The organism is Luteimonas sp. MC1828 (genome assembly GCF_016461615.1).
Classification (GTDB): domain Bacteria; phylum Pseudomonadota; class Gammaproteobacteria; order Xanthomonadales; family Xanthomonadaceae; genus Luteimonas.
The window spans coordinates 302,573-322,529 of the sequence record NZ_JAEMNY010000002.1; the positions used below are offsets into that span (position 1 = coordinate 302,573).

Consider the following 19,957-nt stretch of genomic DNA (forward strand, 5'->3'; position numbering starts at 1 on the left):
GCATGTCGCTGGACGTGGGGGCTCGCAGCAATCAGGCGGCCGTGACAGCAGGCGAGTGCGCGGCCTCCACGGCCGTCGCGTACCGCAGGTCGTGTAACGGCCGCGCCGCGAACTGCGCGAGGTGTGCATCAAGCCCGCGCGCGCATCTGGTCAGGCGCTGCGCGCGGGTTTCGGCAAGGTAGACATCGTTCGCGCTGTCGCCGTCCTGGTGGCGTTCGGTGTGGTGCAGGTGGTATGCGAGGCCCGCATAGCGCAGCTGCCGGCAGGCGATGCCGGCATGGAACGCGCGCCACGCGAGTTCGACATCCTCGCGCCCCCAGCCCTCCATTCGCTCGTCGAAACCGTTGAGCCGCAGCAGGTCGTCTCGCCACCAGCCCTGGTTGCAGGTTTTGATGGCGTGCGGCGTGCTGCGCGGGTTGAGCGCGCGGTACACATCCGACAACAGGCGGGCGTGGATCGCATTGCGGCGCCGGGTCACGTCCGGGGACAGCGCATTCGGCGGTCCTGTGCGGCGCGCCAGCATGCAGTCGCGGAACCGCGGCCCGGTCAGCACGCGCGAGCCCTGCACGAAGGCGCCGGGGCGCGCGGCACGCGCGTGGTCGGCGACAAAACGCCGGTCGAGCACCATGTCACCGTCGACCAGGAGCAGGTAGTCGGCGCGGCATGCGGCGATCGCCTGGTTGCGCGAACGCGCGGCGCGGAAGCCGCGGTCTTCCTGCCAGGCATGGCGCAGCGGCACCGGGAAGCCGCGGGCAATGCCTGCGATCAGGTCGGCGGTGTCGCGGCCAGATCCGTCGTCGGCCACGATGACCTCGTCCGGGAGCCGCGTCTGTCGCATGACGCTTTCCAGGACCAGCGCCAGCGCGTCCTTCCAGTTGTAGGTGGTGACCAGCAGGCCGATCGAAGCGACGTCGCCGGCGCGCGGGAGCGCATGGTCGCGGGAACGCCAGGAGGCAAGGGATGTCATGCGTCGGAGAGCTGGCAACGCTCGCCGGACATGCCCTCCCCCAAGGGACGTGCCCGACTGTATGCGGGTGCACAGCTTTACCGTGCGTGTGTAAATGACGCGTTAACGCCCGAGCGTGGTGCCGCGCCGCGCATCCCGTCGGCTACCCTGCGCGTCGGAAACGCAATGAGACGAGATCCATGGACGAAACCGATGACACCGCGATCGCCGGCGACTCCTCGGCGCGGGCCCGGTCGTTCGCCACCCGTTTTGGTGGCCGCAAGCTGCAGGCCTATCGCGGCATCCCGATCTTCGCGGCGCCAGGCGTGCACGAGGCGGGGCTGGCGGCGCTGCAGGCGCATGCGCCGGCCGGTGCACGCGTGCTGGAGCTGGGCGCCGGTGGCGGCGCGCTGAGCCAGCGCCTGCACGACGCCGGCTTTGCGGTCGTCGCCTGCGACCTGTTCGCCGACAACTTCACCCCGCCCGACCCCATCGAGTTCCGCGCCGCCGACCTCAACGCGGAGTTCGTCGCCGCGCTCGGCGGGCCGTGGGATGCGATCGTCGCGCTCGAACTGGTCGAGCACCTGGAGAACCCGCGCCACCTGCTGCGTGGTTGCCGCGAGCTGCTGCGTCCCGGCGGCATCCTCGTGCTGTCCACGCCCAACCTGGCCAACCCGGTGTCGCAGGCGTCGTTCCTGCGCCAGGGCGATTTCCAGTGGTTCGCGGAGGCCGACTACCGCGAGCAGGGCCACATCGCACCGGTGGCGCCCTCGGTGCTGCGCCGCTGTTTCGACGAGCTGGGCTTCGTGCAGGTGCACGAGGGTTCGGTCGCCAATCCGTTCCGCAGGCTGCGCAGCCTGCGCAAGCTGGGCCGGCGCCTGGTCGCGCACGCGCTGTCGGCGCTGTCGGGCACGCCGCGCCACCTGCGCGGCGAGGTCTACCTGGGCGCCTGGCGCCGCGCGGGCTGAGCGTCGCGCGGCAGCGTCGGCCGGCAGGCGTCCGCTACCATGTCGCGATGCCGATCCTGCCGATCACGCTCCTGGTCATCACCCACAACGAGGCGGCCAACATCGCCCGTTGCCTGGACAGCGTTCCGTTCGCGGCCGAGAAGGTGGTCGTCGACAGCGGCAGCGACGACGACACGGTGGCCATCGCCTGCGCCCACGGCGCGCGCGTGGTGCACCAGGATTGGCTGGGATTCGGCGCGCAGCGCAACTTCGCGACCACCCAGGCCACGCATCCCTGGATCCTGGTGCTCGACGCCGACGAATACCTCAGCCCGGAGCTGGCCGCGGAGCTCGCTGCACGGCTGCCCGCGGTGATCGCGGGCGATGCCGCGGTCGGCATCCTGCGCCGCCGCACGCTGTACATGGGCGCGCCGATGCGCTGGTACCGGCCGATGGTCGGCGAGCGGCTCGCGCGGCTGTACCACCACGAGCGCGCGCGCTGGAGCGAGGCGCGCGTGCACGAATCGCTGCGCTGGGATGGGCGTGCCGAAAGCTTCACCGCGCCGTTCGAGCACCTGCACAACCCCACGCTGCCGCACAAGCAGCTGAAGGTGCTGCGCTACGCGGAACTGAAGTGCCGTGACTGGCTGGAGCGCGGCCGGCCGGCGCGGGTGTGGATGGCGCCGCTGGTGTACATCGCCTCGTTCGCCAAGGAGGCGCTGTCGCGGCTGGCGCTGCTCGACGGCTGGCGCGGCCTGGTGGTGGCCCATACGGCCGCGACCTACGCGGTCTACAAGCGCATCCGCTACTACGAGATGGTGCGCAATCCCGATTCCGTCGAGCAGGCGCGCGCGGTGCTGCAGCGCCACGGCCTCGACCGCTAGCCTGCTGCCCGACCACGCATCCAGGACTCCGATGACCGAGCCGCGCCACTACCTGCTGTATGGCTCCGAGCGCTACGCGCTGGCGATCCTGCGCCCGTTGCAGGACGCCATCCGTGCGCGCGGCGACCACGCCGCCTGGTTCTTCGACGGGCCGGGTGCCGAGGACCTGGTGCAAGGCGAACTGCTGCTCGACGTGGCCGGCGTGCGCCGCTGGCTGCCCGAGGCGGTGTTCACGCCGGGCAACCACCTGCCGCACTTCTTCCCCGGCGTGAAGGTGGAGGTGTTCCACGGCTTCGATGCCGGCAAGCCGCGGCACATCTACATCCGCGGCTTCTTCGACCTGTACTGCACCACCGGCCCGCGCGACACCGCCAGCTTCCAGGCGCTGGCCGATGCGCAGGGCCACTTCAGCGTGGCCGAGACCGGCTGGACCAAGATCGATCCGTTCATGCGCGCGATTGCCGGCGACGTGCCTCCGGTGCGCGAGGTGCCGGTGATCCTGTACCACTCGACGTTCTCGCCGTCCTGGAGCGCGGCTGAAACGCTGTACGAAGAGGTCAGGCGCCTGTCGCGCGACGGCCGCTGGCGCTGGATCGTCACCTTCCACCCCAAGATGCCGGCGGAGACGGTGGCGAAGTTCAAGGCGCTGCAGAACGAACACCTCACGTTTGCCGAGAACGACAATATCCTCGAGCTGTTCCCTCAGGTCGACATGATGTGTTCGGACACTTCGTCCGCGCTCAGCGAGTTCCTGCTCACCGGCAAGCCGGTGGTGACCTTCAGGAACCGTCGCCCGGGCCCGCAGCTGATCGACATCGACGACGTCGCCGACTTCGAGCCGGCGATCGAACGCGCGCTGGCGCGGCCACCGGAGCTGATGGCGGAGATCCGCGAATTCGCCGACGCCATCCACCCCTACCGCGATGGCCGCAGCAGCGAGCGCGTACTGGCGGCGGTCGATGCGTTCATCGCGCGCGGCGGGCGCAACCGCAATCCGAAGCCGCGCAACTGGTGGCGCAAGTTCAAGCTGCGCCGGCGCATCGGTTACTGGGGTCCGGCGCGTTGGTAAGCCGTCACCAGCGCAACGGGCGCCGCGCGACCTCGCGCACCAGGCGCGCGTGCAACGCGCGCGCCTCGGCCAGCGGCACCAGTCGCAGGCGCAGCGGTGGCGACATCGCGCCGGCACCGGCGGTATCCAGCCACAGCGTGGCCATGCCGAAGCGGCGGTCCAGCGGCGACTGGCGCAGCTCCAGCGCCTGCAGCTTGTCGATCTCGGCAAAGCGCCAGTGGCGCGACCACCAGCCCTCGCGCACCGCGACCAGGCGCGCGTCGCAGGCATAGCCGGCGCGGCGTGCGTGCTGGCGCGCGGCAAACACCGCCCACGGTGCCCACGCCAGTGCCGCCAGCCCCCACGGACCGAAGCGCCAGTACGCGGCGGCGGCGGCCACCGCGGCGACCAGCACGCCGGGCAGCATGAGGCGCTGCCAGGCGCGCGGATGCAGCGGCTGCCAGGCGGCTGGTGGCCAGGCGATGCCGGGCAGCACTTCGCGGACGAGTGCATCGCAGGCGTCTGGGGTGGCGATCGGCGCCAGCTCGCGCAGGCTGCGCTGCTCGCCTTCCTGTTGCTGGCCCACCGCAGTATCGACCTGCAGCGCGCGTCGCCGCAGCAGCCGGTGCGGAAGGCCTTCGCGCAGCGTCCAGGCCTGGATGCGCCGCCGCGAGGCGCTGGTGCGGATGCGCGTCAGCAGGCCGCGTTCGACCGTGAGCCGACGGCCGTGTGCCTGCAGCGTGAAGCCGTGGAACTGCAGCACTGCCAGCAGCACCGACAGCAACCGCATCACCACCAGCGCCAGCAGCACGAACCCCACGACTGCCGCGACCTGGCCGGCCCAGCCGATGCTGAGGTGGCTGGCGTAGCCAAAGGCCTGCTCGCCGGCATCGCGCACCAGCCGCGTCATGGCGCGGTCCGGGACCACTTGCCAGGCCAGCGCGAACGCGCCGGCCACCACCACCATGCCGCGGTTGCTGGCCAGGCCCAGGCGGACGACTTCGGCGGTCGGCAGCGCCAGCAGCAGCGTGGGATCGGCGGCGGTGGCGTCCGCGGACGTGCCCGCCGGACCGGCCGCGTGCGTCGCGGCGCCGCGGTCGCGGATCAGGCGTTCCAGCGCCAGCGCCTCGTCCAGGCGCAGCACGCGCATCTCGGCCTCGGCCTTGCCGCCCGCCGCCGATTCCAGGCGCACCTCGGCCACGTCGAACATGCGGTGCAGCAGCGACTGGTGCAGGGCCACGTTGTGGATCCGCGCAAACGGGATCTGCCGCACCTTGCGTTCCAGCAGCCCTTCGCGCACCACCAGGCGGTCGTCGTCGACGCGGTAGCGGTAGGTGAAGTATTGCCAGAGCGAGGCGAGCGCCAGCGCCGCCACGCCGACCAGCGGCCACAGCGCGTTGCCGTCGCCACGGCCCACGAACACCAGCGCCAGCAGCGGGATGATGAACTGCCTGAGCTGCTGCACCAGCACGAACAGCCACGACCAGGGGTGCAGGCGGCGTTCGACCTCAGGCGTCGACATCGCCAGCGCCTGCGAAGTGCTCGTCGTCGTCATCCACCTGCTGCGCCAGGCGGTCGCGTAGGCGCTCGGCGTCCGCGGCATCCAGGCCCTGCACGGCGACCGCGCTGTCGCGCGTGCCGGCGGTGTGCACCACCAGCGTGGACAGCCCGAAACGCCGCTCAAGCGGACCGCGCTTCAGGTCCACGTGCTGCACGCGCGTGCGCGGCACGCGGGTCTCGGCGTGCCACAGGCGCCCGCGGCGCCAGCCGAAGCCGGTGTCGTCGAGCAGCCAGCGCGCGTGGCGGAACTGGCGGTGCGCCAGCCACAGCCCGAAGCCGGGCAGCAGCACCAGGCTGGCCAGCGCCAGGCCCAGCGCGATCCATTGCGTGTCGCGCAGCAGCAGGCCGATGGGGATCAGCGACCCCAGCGCCAGCACACCGAAGGCGAGGCCATTGCCGAGCATGAACAAGGTGCGCGCGCGCCGCGGCAGGGGCTGCCAGCCGTCGTCGTCAGGGGTGGTCATCGCCGGCCATGCTCCAGGTCGCGGTAGGGATTGCTCTCGCCGCTGCCAGGCGGGCGCAGGGTGAAGCGCTTGTAGGTCCACTGGTACTGCGCCGGCGCGCGGCGCGCCATGTGCTCGACGCCGGCGTTGAGCGCAGCCACCGAAGCCTCGATATCCGGACCGGAGAGCGCCGCGGGCGCCGCGTCGAAGCGCAGCGCGAAGCCGAGGTCGTCGTCGATGCGCTCGCAGCTGGCGAACAGCACCGTCGCCCCGCTGCGCTCGGCCAACCGCGAGACCAGGGTCATGGTGAGCGCCTGGATGCCGAAGAACGGCGCGAACACGCCATCGCCGACCTTCGGCTGCTGGTCCGGCAGGATCCCGACCACGCCGCCGGCCTTGAGCACCTTGAACAGCTGGCGGATGCCGGGGCCTTCAGCGCGCACCTGGGTCACCTGGTCGGCGTCGGCGCGCACCCGGCGTAGGAAAGCCTCGCCGACCGCGGACTCCGGCGCCTTGTACAGGATCGCCAGCGGCGTGCGCGCGGCCAGCCACTGGTTGAGCAGCTCCCAGTTGCCGTGGTGCGGCGCCACCACGATCACGCCGCGGCCCGCGGCCAGTGCGTCCTCGAACAGCTCCACGCCCGTCCGCTCGCGGATCAGCGCCAGGTTTTCGGCGTGCGGACGCGTCCACAGGCGCAAGGTCTCGAAGGCCTGGCGGCCGGTGGTGCGGATCACGTCGGCGTGCAGCGCGGCGCGCTCGCCGGCCGGCATGTCCGGGAAGGCCAGCTCCAGGTTGCGCAGCGCCACCACGCTCTCGCGCACGCCTGCGGCGCGCACCAGGCGGCCGAGGCCATCGCCCAGCGCACGCTGCAGCGGCCACGGCAGGCGGCCGATCACGGTCGCCAGGGCATGCAGGAGGCTTGCGAGGAACTCGGTCATGGCGCGAGTCTAGCCGGCCGCGTTCACATTCCCGAGGCCTGCCCGCCATGCTCCTGCTCCTGCAACGCGTCAGCGAGGCCCGTGTCGACGTGGAGGGAGAAACGGTCGGCGCCATTGGTCCCGGGCTGCTGGTGCTGGCCGGCATCGAGCCCGGCGACGGCGCGGCCGAAGTCGCGCGCATGGCGCCGCGCCTGCTCGCCTACCGGGTGTTCGCCGACGCGGAGGGGCGCATGAACCGCTCGCTGGCCGATACCGGCGGCGGGCTGCTGCTGGTGAGCCAGTTCACCCTCGCGGCCGACACCCGCTCCGGGCTGCGCCCGGGCTTCAGTACCGCCGCCCCGCCAGCCCAGGCTGAACGGATCTTCGGCGAACTGGTCGCGGCTTTGCGTGCATTGCACGCCCCGGGGGTGGAAATTGGCCGTTTCGGGTCCCATATGACGGTGAGTCTGGTCAATGATGGTCCAGTCACCCTGCTGCTGCGCACCTGAGCCCGCGCCGCGGCTGGTATAATTACGGGTTCACTTTGTTAATGGTGCGCGCCACATGGCGAACGAGCGTCCAGCCCCGCAGTCCGATATCAAGCTCCTGATCAGCAAGGGTCTGGAGCAGGGATATCTGACCTACGCCGAAGTCAACGATCACCTGCCCGACGACATGGTCGATCCGGAGCAGATCGAAGACATCATCGGCATGATCAACAGCATGGGTATCCAGGTGCATGAAACCACCCCGGATGCCGAGACATTGCTGTTGGCCGGCGAATCGAGCGGCGGCCGTGAAGTCGACGATACCGCCGCCGAAGAAGCCGCGGCCACGCTGACCGCGCTCGATGGCGAAGGCGGCCGCACCACCGACCCGGTGCGCATGTACATGCGCGAGATGGGCACGGTGGAGCTGCTGACCCGCGAAGGCGAGATCGCCATCGCCAAGCGCATCGAGGAAGGTCTGAACCAGATGCTGGCCTCGCTGGCCAGCTTCCCGTGGTCGGTGCAGCTGCTGCTCGAGGACTACGAGCTGCACAAGGGTGGCAAGAAGCGCCTGGCCGAGATCGTGGTCGGCTTCACCGACGGCCTCGACGATCCGCCGCCGCCGGCCCCGGTCGTGCCCGAAGTCGTCGTCGCCGCGGACGGCGATGCCGAGGTCGAAGAGGACGATGCCGCCGACGAGACCGAGGACGAGCCCGCGCCCACCGGCCCGGACCCGCTCGAGGTCGCGCGCCGCATGGAAGAGCTGGCCACGCTGTACGGCAAGTTCCAGCGCTCGGTCGCCAAGAACGGCGCCACCGGCAAGCCGGTGATCAAGCTGCGCGAGGAGATGGCCGCCATCTTCACCAGCTTCAAGCTGCCGCTGCCGATCACCGACACCCTGGTGCGCAAGCTGCGCGAGGTGGTTGGCGAGATCAAGGACCACGAGCGCCGCATCCTCGACCTGTCCACCCGCGTCGCCAAGATGCCGCGCAAGGACTTCATCCGCGCGTGGGACGGCAACCAGACCAACCTCGAGTGGGTCGACGAGGTGCTCAAGCGCAAGCAGAAGTGGTCCAGCGGCATGCGCGAGGTCAAGGACCAGGTGATCGCCGCCCAGGAAGCCACCATCGCCATCGAGAAGGCGATGATGGTGACGCTTGGCGACCTGCGCGAGATCAACCGCGCCATGGCCTATGGCGAGGCCAAGGCCCGCAAGGCCAAGAAGGAAATGGTCGAGGCCAACCTGCGCCTGGTCATCTCCATCGCCAAGAAGTACACCAACCGAGGCCTGCAGTTCCTCGACCTCATCCAGGAAGGCAACATCGGCCTGATGAAGGCCGTGGACAAGTTCGAATACCGCCGCGGCTACAAGTTCTCGACGTATGCCACCTGGTGGATCCGCCAGGCGATCACCCGCTCGATCGCCGACCAGGCGCGCACCATCCGCATCCCGGTGCACATGATCGAGACGATCAACAAGTTGAACCGCATCTCCCGCCAGATGCTCCAGCAGTTCGGCCGCGAGGCCACGCCGGAGGAGCTTGCGAAGGAGATGGACATGCCCGAGGACAAGATCCGCAAGGTCATGAAGATCGCCAAGGAGCCGATCTCCATGGAGACCCCGATCGGCGACGACGAGGACTCGCACCTGGGCGACTTCATCGAGGACACCAACGTGGAGTCCCCGATCGAGAACACGGTCAACATCAACCTGTCGGAAACGGTCCGCGACGTGCTCGCCGGCCTGACCCCGCGGGAAGCCAAGGTGCTGCGCATGCGCTTCGGCATCGACATGAACACCGACCACACCCTCGAGGAAGTCGGCAAGCAGTTCGATGTCACCCGCGAGCGCATCCGCCAGATAGAGGCCAAGGCGCTGCGCAAGCTGCGGCACCCGAGCCGCTCGGAGCAGCTGCGGAGCTTCCTCGATATCGAGTGAGCCGCGGCTGTGCGATGACGGAAAGGCGCACTCCGGTGCGCCTTTTCTTTTGTTGCGGGAATCGAGCCGTTCCTGAACAAAGTCGCGGCTCGTTGGCCATCTTCGCGCCAAGCCGACACGTGCACAGACATGGTGCGTCCCACGGCGCAACAAGGCGCCAGACAGGAGATCCCATGAACAGCACCGCCAAGACACTGCTTGCCCTCGGCTTCGCCACCGCGCTGGCCGCCTGCAGCAACCCCGACCAGGCCGCCAACTCGGCCCAGGACGCCGCCGAGTCGGCAAGCGAGGCCCACCAGGCCGCGCAGAACGCGTCGGCCACCGGCGACATGGCCGCCACCTCGTCCGCCCAGGCCGCGGCCGGCGCAGCTGACGCCGCCGCCGATGCCGCCGCCCATATCGCGGGGCAGGTGGACACCGGTGACGAGCTGACGCGTCGCGACGACCTCGCCGACGCCGCCGAGAAGGCCGCCGACGCGGCCGAGCAGGCGCAGGACGCGGCCGAAGAGGCGACCGCGGCGGCCGACGGCAAGAACAACACCGACGGCAACTGATCGAATCGCGGAAACGACTCCCGCGGCGGCTCGACCGCCGCGGGATCGGATCGCGCAGCCGTGCCCTGTCCTCGTCGTCAGGTCGCGGCTGCGCGATTTTTGCGTGAGCGGTGCCCGCTACAATCGTCGCCGCGGGCCTATAGCTCAATGGTCAGAGCAGAGGACTCATAATCCTTTGGTTCCAGGTTCGAGTCCTGGTGGGCCCACCAATCGCAAGCCCGCAGGTGATGCCATGTGCTACTCAGCCCAGGTGCGCGCCGAGCACAGGAAGTTCCAGCGCCAGACCGGCGCCACGATGGAGCTCAAGGAGTACGTCCGCCTGTACTGGTCGGACAAGGGCGACGCCGGCGCGAAGCGGCCGAAGGTGCCGCGGGCGATGGAGATCGGTTTCCTGCGCGACGGCCCGCCCGAAATCGCCGAGCTGATCCGCCAGTGGGATGCGCGCGAGATGCAGGCGCTGGAGCAGGAGCTGTTCAAGCAGCGCAGGCGCGTGGCCGATGGCGAGCGCAGCCTGCAGGCGAAGGCCACGAAGAAGGCGCAGGAAGACGTGCGCATCGGAAGGTCCAGGGTCGAGCAGATCAAGGGCCGCATCGAAGCGCTGAAGCGCAGCGAGCCGCAGCCGGACGACGCGCGGATCTACCCCGGTTACTACAGCAATGTCCTGGTCAGCGAAGGCGGCCAGCGAGTGATGCGCCCGATGCGCTACCAGTGTCGCCCCGCCGGAAAGCCGGCGCTCTACGACCGCAAGTTCCCGGGCACGTACAACGCCCGCCGCGACAGTCTCGAAGGCTTCTGGAAGGCGCAGTTCGGCCACCACCACGCGCTGATGGTGGCGGACGTGTTCTACGAGAATGTCGCAGCGCCCGATGGCCGCAACCAGGTGCTCGCCTTCACCCCGCGCACCGGTGAGCCGATGCTGATCGCCTGCCTGTGGTCGCACTGGACCGATCCCGCGGGCGTCGAGCCGGCCCTCGACTCGTTCGCCGCCATCACCGACGACCCGGAGCCGGAGGTGGCCGCCGCCGGCCATGACCGCACCATCATCAACATCAAGCCCGAGCACATCGACGCCTGGCTGAATCCCGATCCGGCGAACCTGCAGGCGCTGTACGCGATCTTCGATGACCGCCAGCATCCGTACTACGAACACCGGGAGGCCGCGTGATGCGACACGAACTGAGCCGGGCGCTGGCCGAACTCGATCGCGGCCTGCGCCACGAGAACTGGCACGGAAGGACGTTCAACGCCTTCTGGGACTGGTTCAACGCCACGTCGATTGAGATCGAGGCCCAGGCAGCCGGCTCCGAGCTTGAATCCGTGCGTGATGCCCTGCGCGACCTTCGGGCGAGCGCGGACGACGCGGGCTATGCGGTGCCAGCCGAGCGCCTGGAGGAAGTCATTGAACCGCCCATGTGATCCGCCGGCACGGCCGTGCAAACGGCTGGCGCAGGCCGCCGCGCGGCGATTTGTGGCCGCCACCGTTTAGGCGCAAGCTCGCCCGGTCATCAACGGGGAGAACGGGAATGCGCATCGAATCGAAGCGGGCCGCGTTGGCCGTCGCACTGGCCGTCATCGTCGCAAGCAGCGCGGGGCACGCGGCGGACGGCACCACGCCAGCCGCTGCGCCCGCACCGGCATCCGCCGCGGACTCCTCGTCCGAGTCACCTGCGGCCACTCCGCGTGGCACCACCTTCGTGCTGCCAGGCGGCTGGGCGCAACGCGTGCAGGGCAACGCGGTGTTCGTGACCCCGCCGGAAGCCGACGGCTCGCGCATCGTCATCGTCGATGCCGCCGCGGGCACCGCCGATGCGGCGATCGCGGAAGCCTGGGCCATCGCGGGGATGACGCCGAAGTTCCTGGTCGCCACCGACGCCGCGCCGCGCGACGGCTGGGAGCATCGCCGGTTCTACGACTACGACGTCGCCGCCAACGCCAAGCGCGTGGTCAGCGGCGCCGCCTACCGCCGCGGCGACGCGTGGACCGTACTGTTGGCCGATGTCGACCAGGCGATCGCGGAAAAGCGCGGCTCGCAGGTCGGCAAGATCTACCAGCGCCTGCAGCCGGCCGGCTACACGCGCGAGAGCTTTGCCGGGCGCACGGCGCACAAGCTCGATGCCGCCCGCCTTCGGCAGGTGGCGGACTTCGTGGAAAGCATGCGCAAGGATTTCGACGTGCCCGGCGTCGCCGTCGGCATCGTGCAGGACGGCAAGGTGGTGCTGTCGCAGGGCTTCGGCGTGCGCGAGCTCGGCAAGGCGGCGCCTGTCACCGGCGACACGCGCTTCATGATCGCCTCCAACACCAAGGCGCTGACGACGCTGATGCTGGCGAAGCTGGTGGATGCCGGCAAGCTCGACTGGAACGCGAAGGCGCGCGACGTCTACCCGGCGTTCCGCCTGGGCGATGCCGCCACCACCGACCAGGTGCTGGTGAAGCACCTGATCTGCGCGTGCACCGGCGTGCCGCGCCAGGACTTCGAATGGCTGTTCGAAGGCGAGAAGCAGACCCCGCAGACAGTGATGACCACCCTCGGGACGATGCAGCCCACCAGCGGCTTCGGCGAACTGTTCCAGTATTCCAACCCGATGGCCGCGGCCGCAGGCTACATCGGCGGCCAGGTCGCGCATCCGGGCAGCGAACTCGGTGCCGGCTACGACCAGGCCATGCAGCAGCTGGTATTCGATCCGCTCGGCATGGGCAACACCACATTCGACTACGCGCAGGCGCAGACCGGTGACTTCGCCGCGCCGCACGGCTACGACATCCGCCGCCAGGTGCAGGTGATGGGCATGGGCCTCAACGAGACCGTGCGCGCATCGCGTCCGGCGGGCGCCGCCTGGGGCACGGTCAACGACCTGCTGAAGTACGTGCAGATGGAGATCGACCACGGCACCTTGCCCGACGGCAGCCGCTACATCGGCGAGGCCGCGCTGCTCGAGCGCCGCGAGCCGCAGATCGCGACCGGCGTCGACCGCCACTACGCGATGGCGCTGGCGGTGGACAAGAGCGACGGCGTGACCGTGGTCGACCACGGCGGCGACCTCGGCGGCTTCCACTCCAACATGATGTGGTGGCCCGAGCAGAAGGTCGGTGCGGTGATCCTGACCAATGCCGACGAGGGCGTGTACCTGCGCGGTCCGCTCAAGCGCCGGCTGATGGAGTTGATGTTCGACGGCGAGCCGCAGGCCGAGGCCAGCGCGGTGGCCAATGCCAAGGCGAGCCGCGAAGGCTTCGATGCCTTCGTCAAGCTGCTGCAGGTGCCGGCCGATGCCGAAGCGCTCGCCGCGCTGGCGCCGCGTTACCGCAACGCCGCGCTGGGCGACCTGGTGGTGACCCGCAAGGACGGCAAGGCCTGGTTCGACGTCGGCGCGTTCCAATCGGAAGTGACCACGCTGCCGCAGCCGGATGGCAGCCTGGCATTGATGAGCATCGACCCGGTGGCGATCGGCTTCCTGTTCACGCGGGCGGATGTCGATGGCGCGCGCAAGCTGGTGGTGCGCGATGGGCAACACGAGTATGTGTTTGACGAAGTGCGCTGAGCGGTGGGGCCGGCGTTGGTGACGCTGGCCCCGCGTTCACCCTAGTCGCGCAACGCCCGGTACGCATGCCAGCTGGCATGCCCCAGTATCGGGTAGAGCACGATCAGGCCCAGCAACGCGGTCGCGATCCCGATCGCCGTGAGCACAACGATCAGCATCGCCCACGCGGCGCTTGCGATCGGGTGCCGTGCCACGGCGTGCAGGCTGGCGCGCATCGCGACGCCGGCGCGCACGTGCTTGTCGAGCATCAGCGGCACGGCGATGACCGAGATGCCAAAGCTCAGCAGCGCCAGCACGCCGCCCATCGCGGCCCATGCGAACCACTGGCCGGGGGACATCATCGGGAGCGCGCTATCCCAGAGCGTGCGTTCGACATCGGGAGCGACCGGACCCATGGTCGCGGTCAGCACCAGGGTGGAGAGCAGAAGCCACACGGCGGCAAACGCCAGCAGGGTGATGGCGAAGTGCTCCAGGGCGGACCGGTTGCGGGCAAGTCCGCGCAGCGAGCTGTCGAAGGTCGGTGTTTCGCCGGCCTCCATGGCGCGCGAGGCTTCGATCAATCCCGCGCCCAAGATCGGTCCGAGCAGCAGGAAGCCGGATACCGCCGCGGCGATGAAGTACGGGTGGTTGCCCAAGGCGAAGACCAGCCAACCCATCACCGTCACCATCAGCCCGTAGGCGATGCCCACAGAAGGTGCGCGACGGAAATCACGAATCCCCAGCGACACCCAGTGCACCGGCTCGAAGAAGGAGATGTGTTCGGCCCCGTGGCCCGGATGCGAGGGCAAAGCGCCCGAATGCATGGTCGTCATGGCGTCCTCCTGATAGGAAGGTACATATCCCCGGTGGTTGGTGCTTCGCCCGGAGCGGGCGACGGGGGTGCCTTGTCGATGGCGATTTTACCACCATTGCCCATGGCCAGCGCGTGGCGTGGAGTGGTGCCCTGGCGCCGCGCCGCGCTAGGCTCGGGCGCATGGAGCCCAGGGTGAATGAAGTGCTGGAGGCCTACGCCCGCGCCCAGCTCGAGCGCGCCATCGGCTGCCTCGCCTGGTCCGGGCGACGCCGGCACCGCGGCGTCCACCAGGCGCGCAAGTCCTTGCGGCGTGTACGCGCCACGCTCGCGCTGGCCGGCGACGCGCTCGGCCCGGACCTGGCCGCGATCGATGCGGAGGTCCGGCAGGTCAACGTGTCGCTGTCGCAGCTGCGCGATGCGCAGGCACTGGTCGAGGTGCTCGAGCGCCTTGCGAAGCACGCGCACGGAGCCGAAGCCATGGCCTTGCTGGTATCGGCGCGGCGGGCCGCGATCCTGCGGCGGATGCGGCTCGTGCGCGCCCACCTTCGCGGGGATCCCGGATTGCAGCGCCGCCGCGATCAGCTGGCCGCACTCGGGCCCCGGATCGGCATGTTGGACTGGGCCAGCCTGACGGCGACGCAGGTCGAGTGCGCCCTGGAGCGTTCGACCCGACGTGCCGCCAAGGCAGGTCGTAGCGCGGTCAAGGGTGGCAGCGATGAGCGCTGGCACCGCTGGCGGCGGCGGGTCCGGCGGCTTGGGCAGCAGATCCGCGCGGCGGGCTCAGCGACGCTGTCGACCGACCCGCACACGAAGAAGCTCGCCGGCCTGCTGGGCCACGCGCAGGACCTGACGCTGCTGGCGAAGCATTGCGGCGAAGACTCACCGTTTGCCCCGGCAGACCGGCGCGCACTGGACCGGTTTGCGCGCCGGCAGGGGAAGCGCGCGCGGAAGGACATCCAGGCGTATGTAGCCCGCCACGGCGGGCGGCCACTGGCGACGTGGGGCGCGCTGGCCACGGGCACCTGAATCGGGTCCCCTGGCCGTGAGCCGGCTCCTCTCTCGTTGCCAACGAGAGGGGCCACCGAAGGAGGAGTCGATGAACGCAATCCAACGTAGGCTCGCCGCGGGTCTGCTGGTGCTCGTGACGCCCATCGCAGTGGCGCAGCGCGCTGCGGACCAGGCTGCGCCCAAGCCGGCCACGCCGGAGCAGGCCGAAAAAGAACGTGCCGGGAGCGCGGCGGAAGAGGGGCGGATGCGGAGCGAGATCGACCGCTCGGTGGACGCCATCCGTACTTTCTCGGCCGAGCGACGCGCCGAGGCGCTGGCCAACGCAAGGCGCGGAGCGGAAGAGCTTGACCGGCAGATCCAGCGGCTCGACGCGCAGTTGGCCCGGGATCGGGAACGGATGGGCCAGTCGGCGCGGACGCGCGCGGAGGCGACGATGGCCGACCTGCGGCAACGGCGCAACACGCTGGCCGAATGGTACGGCGGGCTGCGCCATGCCGCGGCCGCTTCATGGAGCGAGGTCCGCAGCGGCTTCGTGAAGAGTTACCACGACCTTGCCGCCACCTTGGGCAAGGCCAGGGACGAGCTCAAGCAGCAGGGGGCTCCTGCCCAGGACGGACGGCAGCAGGCGGAAGAACAGCAGGACCGCCCGGACACGCCGTGACGGACGCAGCTGGCGCGTCGGCAGCGCACCCGCCGACGCGGCCCACGACCACATGCCGCAGGCGTGGTCCGGATACGGGCCGCATCGTTCCAGCATCGTCTCCCTATGAATACACCCGCGTTGTTACCCTTCCCCAGCTGAATCCCGCGCCCGCACATGTCCGCTGCCGGCGCCTTTCCAATCCTCCAGGAGAAACGCCGTGGCCGTCGCTGCCGAGCGTCTGTATCAACGCGCAATTCATCCGCTGCACGCATTCCTGCTTGCCGCGGCCTTCCCGCTGTTCCTCGGCGCGATGGTCACCGACATCGCCTACGCCCGCACTTACGAGATCCAGTGGAGCAACTTCTCCTCGTGGCTGCTCGCCGGCGCGCTGGTGTTCGCGGCCTGCGCGCTGCTGTGGAGCGCGGTCGACTATTTCCGTGGTGACCGCGGCACGCGCCCGCTGGTCTACATGCTGCTGCTGCTTGCGACATGGGTCGTGGGTTTCATCGACTCGCTGGTCCACGCCAGGGACGCGTGGGCGATGATGCCGACCGGCCTGGTGCTGTCGGTGGTCGTGACGGTGCTCGCGGCTGCGGCGGCGTACTTCGGATTTTCCGCCATCCGCGTGGGAGACAGGGCATGAAGCACTTGAAGCTGTTCACGGCCATCGGCCTGGTCACCCTGCTGGGCGCCTGTGGCGGCGGCAGCGATCCGGACCCCGCGCAGTACGGCGCCAGCCCTGAGCTTCCCAAGCAGGAGCGTGGCCTGATGCCCGACATGGTCATCGCCAAGCCTGCGGAGTGGGGCGACATGGTGCCCACCGTGCCGCAGGGCTACGCGATCAAGGCCATCGCCACCGAACTCAACATCCCGCGCCAGACGCTGGTGCTCCCCAACGGCGACATCCTCGTGGCCGAAGGCCGTGGCGGCAACGCCGGCAAGCTGAAGCCGAAGGACGTGATTGCCGGGCGCATCAAGGCGCAGGGCAATACCAAGGTGAAGAGCGGCAACCGCCTGACGCTGCTGCGCGATCCCGACGGTGACGGCAACTACGAGCGCAGCGTATTCGCCGAGGATCTCAACGCGCCGTACGGCCTCGCGCTGATCGGCAACACGCTGTACGTGGCCAACCAGGATGCACTGGTGAAGTTCGATTACCAGGACGGCCAGGTGCGCGCGAGCGCGCCGCCGGTCAAGGTGGCGGACCTGCCTTCGGCGATCAACCACCACTGGACCAAGTCGCTGACGGCGAGTGCCGACGGGCGCTTCCTGTACGTCGGCATCGGCTCCAACAGCAACATCACCGAGCGCGGCATGGTGGCTGAAGCCGACCGCGCGCTGGTGTGGGAAATCGACGCGCAGACCGGCGCGCACCGGCCGTACGCGACCGGCCTGCGCAACCCCACCGCGCTGGCCATCGAGCCGACCACCAGCCAGCTTTGGGTGGTCGTGAACGAGCGCGACGAGCTTGGCCCGAACCTCGTGCCCGACTTCCTGACTTCGGTGCGCGAGGGTGGGTTCTACGGCTGGCCGTACAGCTACTGGGGCCAGAACGTCGATCCGCGCGTACGTCCGCAGGACCCGGAAAAGGTCGCCGCGGCGATCACGCCGGACTACAGCCTCGGCTCGCACGTGGCCGCGCTGGGCCTGGACTTCTCCACCGCCACGATGGGCGCCGGCTTCGCCGAAGGCGCGTTTGTCGGCGAGCACGGCAGCTGGAACCGCAACGATCCGGTCGGCTACAAGGTCATCTTCGTGCCCTTCAGCAACGGCCGTCCGTCCGGCCCGCCGGTGGACTTCGTTTACGGCTTCCGCGGCGAAGACGGCAAGACCCGTGGCCGTCCGGTCGGCGTGACCGTCGACCCGCGCGGCGCGCTGATCGTCGCCGACGACCTGGCCAACACCATCTGGCGCGTGACGCCGACGCTCTGAGTCCGGTCCGCTGCAAGACAAAGGCCCACCGTCGCTGGTGGGCCTTTTTTTTGGTCCCTTTCCTAGCGAGTGAAGGCGTGGCGCTGATTGGGCGCCTTGGCACCCGGTCCGCGCAGTACGCGGTGGTTCCAGAGCACAACCCGCGTTCTGGTGCATTGCTCTTCGGTACCTGCCGTCAGCGCCGAGCCGCGAAGGCCTCCCGGCCACCGCGGCGAGGCCGCAAGCAGCTGCGATCAGTCGCGCGGCAGGCGCGCCGCGGCGGTCGCCATCGCGCCCAGCGCCAGGTCCACGGCGCCCATGCCGTCGCGCTGCAGGTCGACGTGCTCCGGATCCACCAGGTAGGCGCGCATCACGCCCGAGATCATGAAGTGCAGGGCCATCGCGCAGGCGTGCGCGCTCATGCCGGCGCGCAGCTGGCCGAGGTCCTCGGCGCGCTTGAAGGCGGCATTGATGCGCGCGTGGGTGTTGCGGAAGCCGGCCTGGCGCAGGTCGTGGACCTGGGTGGTCTCGGCGCTGATCTCGCAGCGCAGCTCGATGACCTCGATGGCGTTGCGCACGTGCGGCTTGTCGACCACGTCCGCGAACGAGGCGCGCAGCTTTTCGCGGAGGTCGGCCAGCGGCGTCGAGCCCTCCGGGCGCGATGCGTACTCCAGCCCGTGCAGGAAGGGCACGGTGACGCGGCTGATCACCGCCTCCAGCACGTCGGTCTTGTTCTTGAAGTGCCAGTAGACCGCGCCGCGGGTCACTCCGGCGCGTACGGCGATCGCCTCGAGGCTGGTGCGCGACATGCCGTGCTCGCGGAAACACGCTTCGGCCGCGTCGAGGATGCCCTCGCGCGTGACCAGCGCTTCCTCTTTGGTTTTCCTGGCCATGGCGGCTGAACGCTCCTGTGCGAGATGAGAGTGTAGCCCACTTACATACATCCATGAATGGTTGTATATTGCGCCGTCCCCATTCAGACCAGCCCTTCGCCCTGTACCAACGAGGCGGAACAGGCGCTGGCTTTCCCTCATTCCAGCACGCCAAGCGAGCCGACCCATGTCCCAGCACCGCCGTCGCCACCTCCTGATGCCCCTTTCCGCCGCACTCGCCCTTGCGCTCGCCGCCTGCGGTGGTGGGCAGGACCCGCAGCAGGCGCCCAGGCCCGCGGTGACCGTTGCCACTCTCGCCGCGCAGCAGGTCACCCTGACCCGCGAGCTGCCGGGACGCACGCATGCGTGGCTGGTGGCCGAGGTGCGGCCGCAGGTCAATGGCCTGGTCGCCAGGCGCCTGTTCACCGAAGGCGCCCTGGTGGAAGCCGGCCAGCCGCTGTACCAGCTCGATGACGCCACCTATCGCGCCGCCGCCAACAGCGCGCGCGCGCAGCTGGCGCGCGCCGAGGCCACCCGCACCGCAGCGCAGCTGACCGCGCGGCGCACCGCCGAGCTGGTCAAGATCGATGCCGTCAGCCGCCAGGACAACGACAACGCCCAGGCCGCGCTCAAGCAGGCCGAGGCCGATGTCGGTGCCGCGCGCGCCGCGCTCGATGCCGCCAACGTGCCCCTCGGCCATGCGCGCATCACCGCGCCGATCAGTGGCCGCATCGGCAAGTCCAGCGTTACCCAGGGCGCGCTGGTCACCGCCAACCAGGCCGCGCCGCTGGCCACCGTGCAGCAGCTCGATCCGATCCACGTCGACCTCACCCAGACCAGTGCGGAACTGCTGCAGCTGCGCAAGGCGCTGGCCGCCGGCACGCTGGAGAGCAGCGCATCGCTGCCGGTCACCATCCTGCTCGAGGACGGCACCGCCTACGCGCATCCCGGGACGCTGAAGTTCTCGGAAGTCTCGGTCGATCCTGGCACCGGCAGCTTCTCGGTGCGCGTGGAAGTCGCCAACCCCGACCAGGTGCTGCTGCCGGGCATGTACGTGCGCGCGGTGGTCGGCGCGGGCGTGCGCAACGACGCGATCCTGGTGCCGCAGCGCGGCATCGGCCGTGACGCCAAGGGCAACACCACCGCGATGGTGGTTGGCGCGGACGGCACGGTCGACGTCCGTCCGGTGCGCGTCAGCCAGACCATCGGCGACGCTTGGTTGGTCGAGGACGGACTTGCCGCGGGCGACCGCGTGGTGACCGCCGGACTGCAGAAGATCAAGCCCGGCGACGTGGTGGAGGTGACCGCGGACGTCGCCGACGCGAAGCAGGTGCAGCCGGCCGCCGCCGCGCCTGCGGCCGCCAGCGCGGCCGATACCGCCGATGCCGATGCCGCTGACGCGGCCACCCCCGCCTCCTCCGGCGCCACCGCACCGGCGGCCGGGGCTTCGGCCTCGAAGGAGTAAGCA

At 69.8% G+C, this 19,957-nt stretch carries 20 protein-coding genes and 1 tRNA gene; 15 read left to right on the forward strand and 6 right to left on the reverse strand.

Features of this window, described 5'->3' with window-relative positions:
• Positions 1-31: 31 nt before the first annotated feature.
• Complete coding sequence (locus JHB91_RS11245; RefSeq protein WP_199472931.1) at positions 32-967, reverse strand: glycosyltransferase family 2 protein; 936 nt, start codon at positions 965-967, stop codon at positions 32-34.
• 179 nt (positions 968-1,146) lie between these two features.
• On the opposite strand from JHB91_RS11245, the gene JHB91_RS11250 reads away from it, so the two are divergent.
• The 3 genes from JHB91_RS11250 to JHB91_RS11260 are packed head-to-tail and all read left to right on the forward strand — an operon-like array spanning position 1,147 to position 3,846.
• Positions 1,147-1,914: a methyltransferase domain-containing protein gene (locus JHB91_RS11250; protein WP_199472932.1), complete on the forward strand. Its 768-nt coding sequence runs from the start codon at positions 1,147-1,149 to the stop codon at positions 1,912-1,914.
• A 47-nt stretch (positions 1,915-1,961) separates the two neighbouring features.
• Positions 1,962-2,777, forward strand: coding sequence for a glycosyltransferase family 2 protein (locus tag JHB91_RS11255; protein ID WP_199472933.1), 816 nt, complete (start codon positions 1,962-1,964; stop codon positions 2,775-2,777).
• A 31-nt stretch (positions 2,778-2,808) separates the two neighbouring features.
• Positions 2,809-3,846: a CDP-glycerol glycerophosphotransferase family protein gene (locus tag JHB91_RS11260; RefSeq protein WP_199472934.1), complete on the forward strand. Its 1,038-nt coding sequence runs from the start codon at positions 2,809-2,811 to the stop codon at positions 3,844-3,846.
• Between the two features lie 4 nt (positions 3,847-3,850).
• Here the strand turns inward: JHB91_RS11260 and JHB91_RS11265 are convergent, their stop codons facing one another.
• Genes JHB91_RS11265 through JHB91_RS11275 form a run of 3 tightly spaced genes read right to left on the reverse strand, consistent with a single transcriptional unit; the run spans position 3,851 to position 6,766 of the window.
• Positions 3,851-5,380 carry a PH domain-containing protein gene (locus JHB91_RS11265; protein WP_199472935.1) on the reverse strand — a complete coding sequence of 510 codons (1,530 nt, stop codon included), beginning with the start codon at positions 5,378-5,380 and terminating at the stop codon, positions 3,851-3,853.
• Positions 5,334-5,849 carry a PH domain-containing protein gene (locus JHB91_RS11270; RefSeq protein ID WP_199373793.1) on the reverse strand — a complete coding sequence of 172 codons (516 nt, stop codon included), beginning with the start codon at positions 5,847-5,849 and terminating at the stop codon, positions 5,334-5,336. Before JHB91_RS11270 ends, JHB91_RS11265 begins: the two co-directional genes overlap by 47 nt.
• The gene (locus tag JHB91_RS11275) at positions 5,846-6,766 is read right to left on the reverse strand and encodes a lauroyl acyltransferase (protein WP_199472936.1); all 921 of its coding nucleotides are present in this window, start codon (positions 6,764-6,766) and stop codon (positions 5,846-5,848) included. The genes JHB91_RS11270 and JHB91_RS11275 overlap by 4 nt, the downstream gene beginning before the upstream one ends.
• A 47-nt stretch (positions 6,767-6,813) precedes the next feature.
• On the opposite strand from JHB91_RS11275, the gene dtd reads away from it, so the two are divergent.
• The 7 genes from dtd to JHB91_RS11310 all read left to right on the forward strand — a co-directional run bounded on the left by dtd (position 6,814) and on the right by JHB91_RS11310 (position 13,262).
• Positions 6,814-7,254: a D-aminoacyl-tRNA deacylase gene (dtd, locus tag JHB91_RS11280; RefSeq protein WP_199373788.1), complete on the forward strand. Its 441-nt coding sequence runs from the start codon at positions 6,814-6,816 to the stop codon at positions 7,252-7,254.
• 55 nt (positions 7,255-7,309) lie between these two features.
• Positions 7,310-9,172, forward strand: a complete 1,863-nt coding sequence (gene rpoD / locus JHB91_RS11285; protein ID WP_199373786.1) for an RNA polymerase sigma factor RpoD — start codon at positions 7,310-7,312, stop codon at positions 9,170-9,172.
• Between the two features lie 173 nt (positions 9,173-9,345).
• A complete protein-coding gene (locus JHB91_RS11290; RefSeq protein WP_182824411.1) occupies positions 9,346-9,726 on the forward strand; it encodes a hypothetical protein in 381 nt (126 codons plus the stop codon).
• Between the two features lie 133 nt (positions 9,727-9,859).
• Positions 9,860-9,935 (forward strand) — tRNA-Ile (locus tag JHB91_RS11295).
• A gap of 23 nt (positions 9,936-9,958) precedes the next feature.
• Positions 9,959-10,891 (forward strand): SOS response-associated peptidase family protein, encoded by a 933-nt coding sequence (locus JHB91_RS11300; RefSeq protein ID WP_199472937.1) that lies wholly within the window; start codon positions 9,959-9,961, stop codon positions 10,889-10,891.
• On the forward strand, positions 10,891-11,142 hold the full coding sequence (locus tag JHB91_RS11305) for a hypothetical protein (RefSeq protein WP_199472938.1): 252 nt from the start codon (positions 10,891-10,893) through the stop codon (positions 11,140-11,142). The genes JHB91_RS11300 and JHB91_RS11305 overlap by 1 nt, the downstream gene beginning before the upstream one ends.
• A 107-nt stretch (positions 11,143-11,249) precedes the next feature.
• Complete coding sequence (locus tag JHB91_RS11310; protein ID WP_199472939.1) at positions 11,250-13,262, forward strand: serine hydrolase domain-containing protein; 2,013 nt, start codon at positions 11,250-11,252, stop codon at positions 13,260-13,262.
• Between the two features lie 41 nt (positions 13,263-13,303).
• Here the strand turns inward: JHB91_RS11310 and JHB91_RS11315 are convergent, their stop codons facing one another.
• Positions 13,304-14,074, reverse strand: coding sequence for a DUF2189 domain-containing protein (locus JHB91_RS11315; RefSeq protein WP_199472940.1), 771 nt, complete (start codon positions 14,072-14,074; stop codon positions 13,304-13,306).
• Between the two features lie 173 nt (positions 14,075-14,247).
• On the opposite strand from JHB91_RS11315, the gene JHB91_RS11320 reads away from it, so the two are divergent.
• From JHB91_RS11320 to JHB91_RS11335, 4 genes are all read left to right on the forward strand, one after another.
• Positions 14,248-15,081, forward strand: a complete 834-nt coding sequence (locus tag JHB91_RS11320; RefSeq protein ID WP_199472941.1) for a CHAD domain-containing protein — start codon at positions 14,248-14,250, stop codon at positions 15,079-15,081.
• 109 nt (positions 15,082-15,190) lie between these two features.
• A complete protein-coding gene (locus JHB91_RS11325) occupies positions 15,191-15,724 on the forward strand; it encodes a hypothetical protein (protein ID WP_199472942.1) in 534 nt (177 codons plus the stop codon).
• Positions 15,725-15,923: 199 nt separating this feature from the next.
• Positions 15,924-16,349, forward strand: a complete 426-nt coding sequence (locus JHB91_RS11330) for a DUF2231 domain-containing protein (protein WP_199472943.1) — start codon at positions 15,924-15,926, stop codon at positions 16,347-16,349.
• A complete protein-coding gene (locus JHB91_RS11335; protein WP_199373730.1) occupies positions 16,346-17,638 on the forward strand; it encodes a sorbosone dehydrogenase family protein in 1,293 nt (430 codons plus the stop codon). Before JHB91_RS11330 ends, JHB91_RS11335 begins: the two co-directional genes overlap by 4 nt.
• Positions 17,639-17,871: 233 nt before the next feature.
• Here the strand turns inward: JHB91_RS11335 and JHB91_RS11340 are convergent, their stop codons facing one another.
• Positions 17,872-18,510: a TetR family transcriptional regulator gene (locus JHB91_RS11340; protein WP_185115868.1), complete on the reverse strand. Its 639-nt coding sequence runs from the start codon at positions 18,508-18,510 to the stop codon at positions 17,872-17,874.
• A gap of 166 nt (positions 18,511-18,676) precedes the next feature.
• On the opposite strand from JHB91_RS11340, the gene JHB91_RS11345 reads away from it, so the two are divergent.
• The gene (locus JHB91_RS11345; protein WP_199472944.1) at positions 18,677-19,954 is read left to right on the forward strand and encodes an efflux RND transporter periplasmic adaptor subunit; all 1,278 of its coding nucleotides are present in this window, start codon (positions 18,677-18,679) and stop codon (positions 19,952-19,954) included.
• Positions 19,955-19,957: the final 3 nt, after the last annotated feature.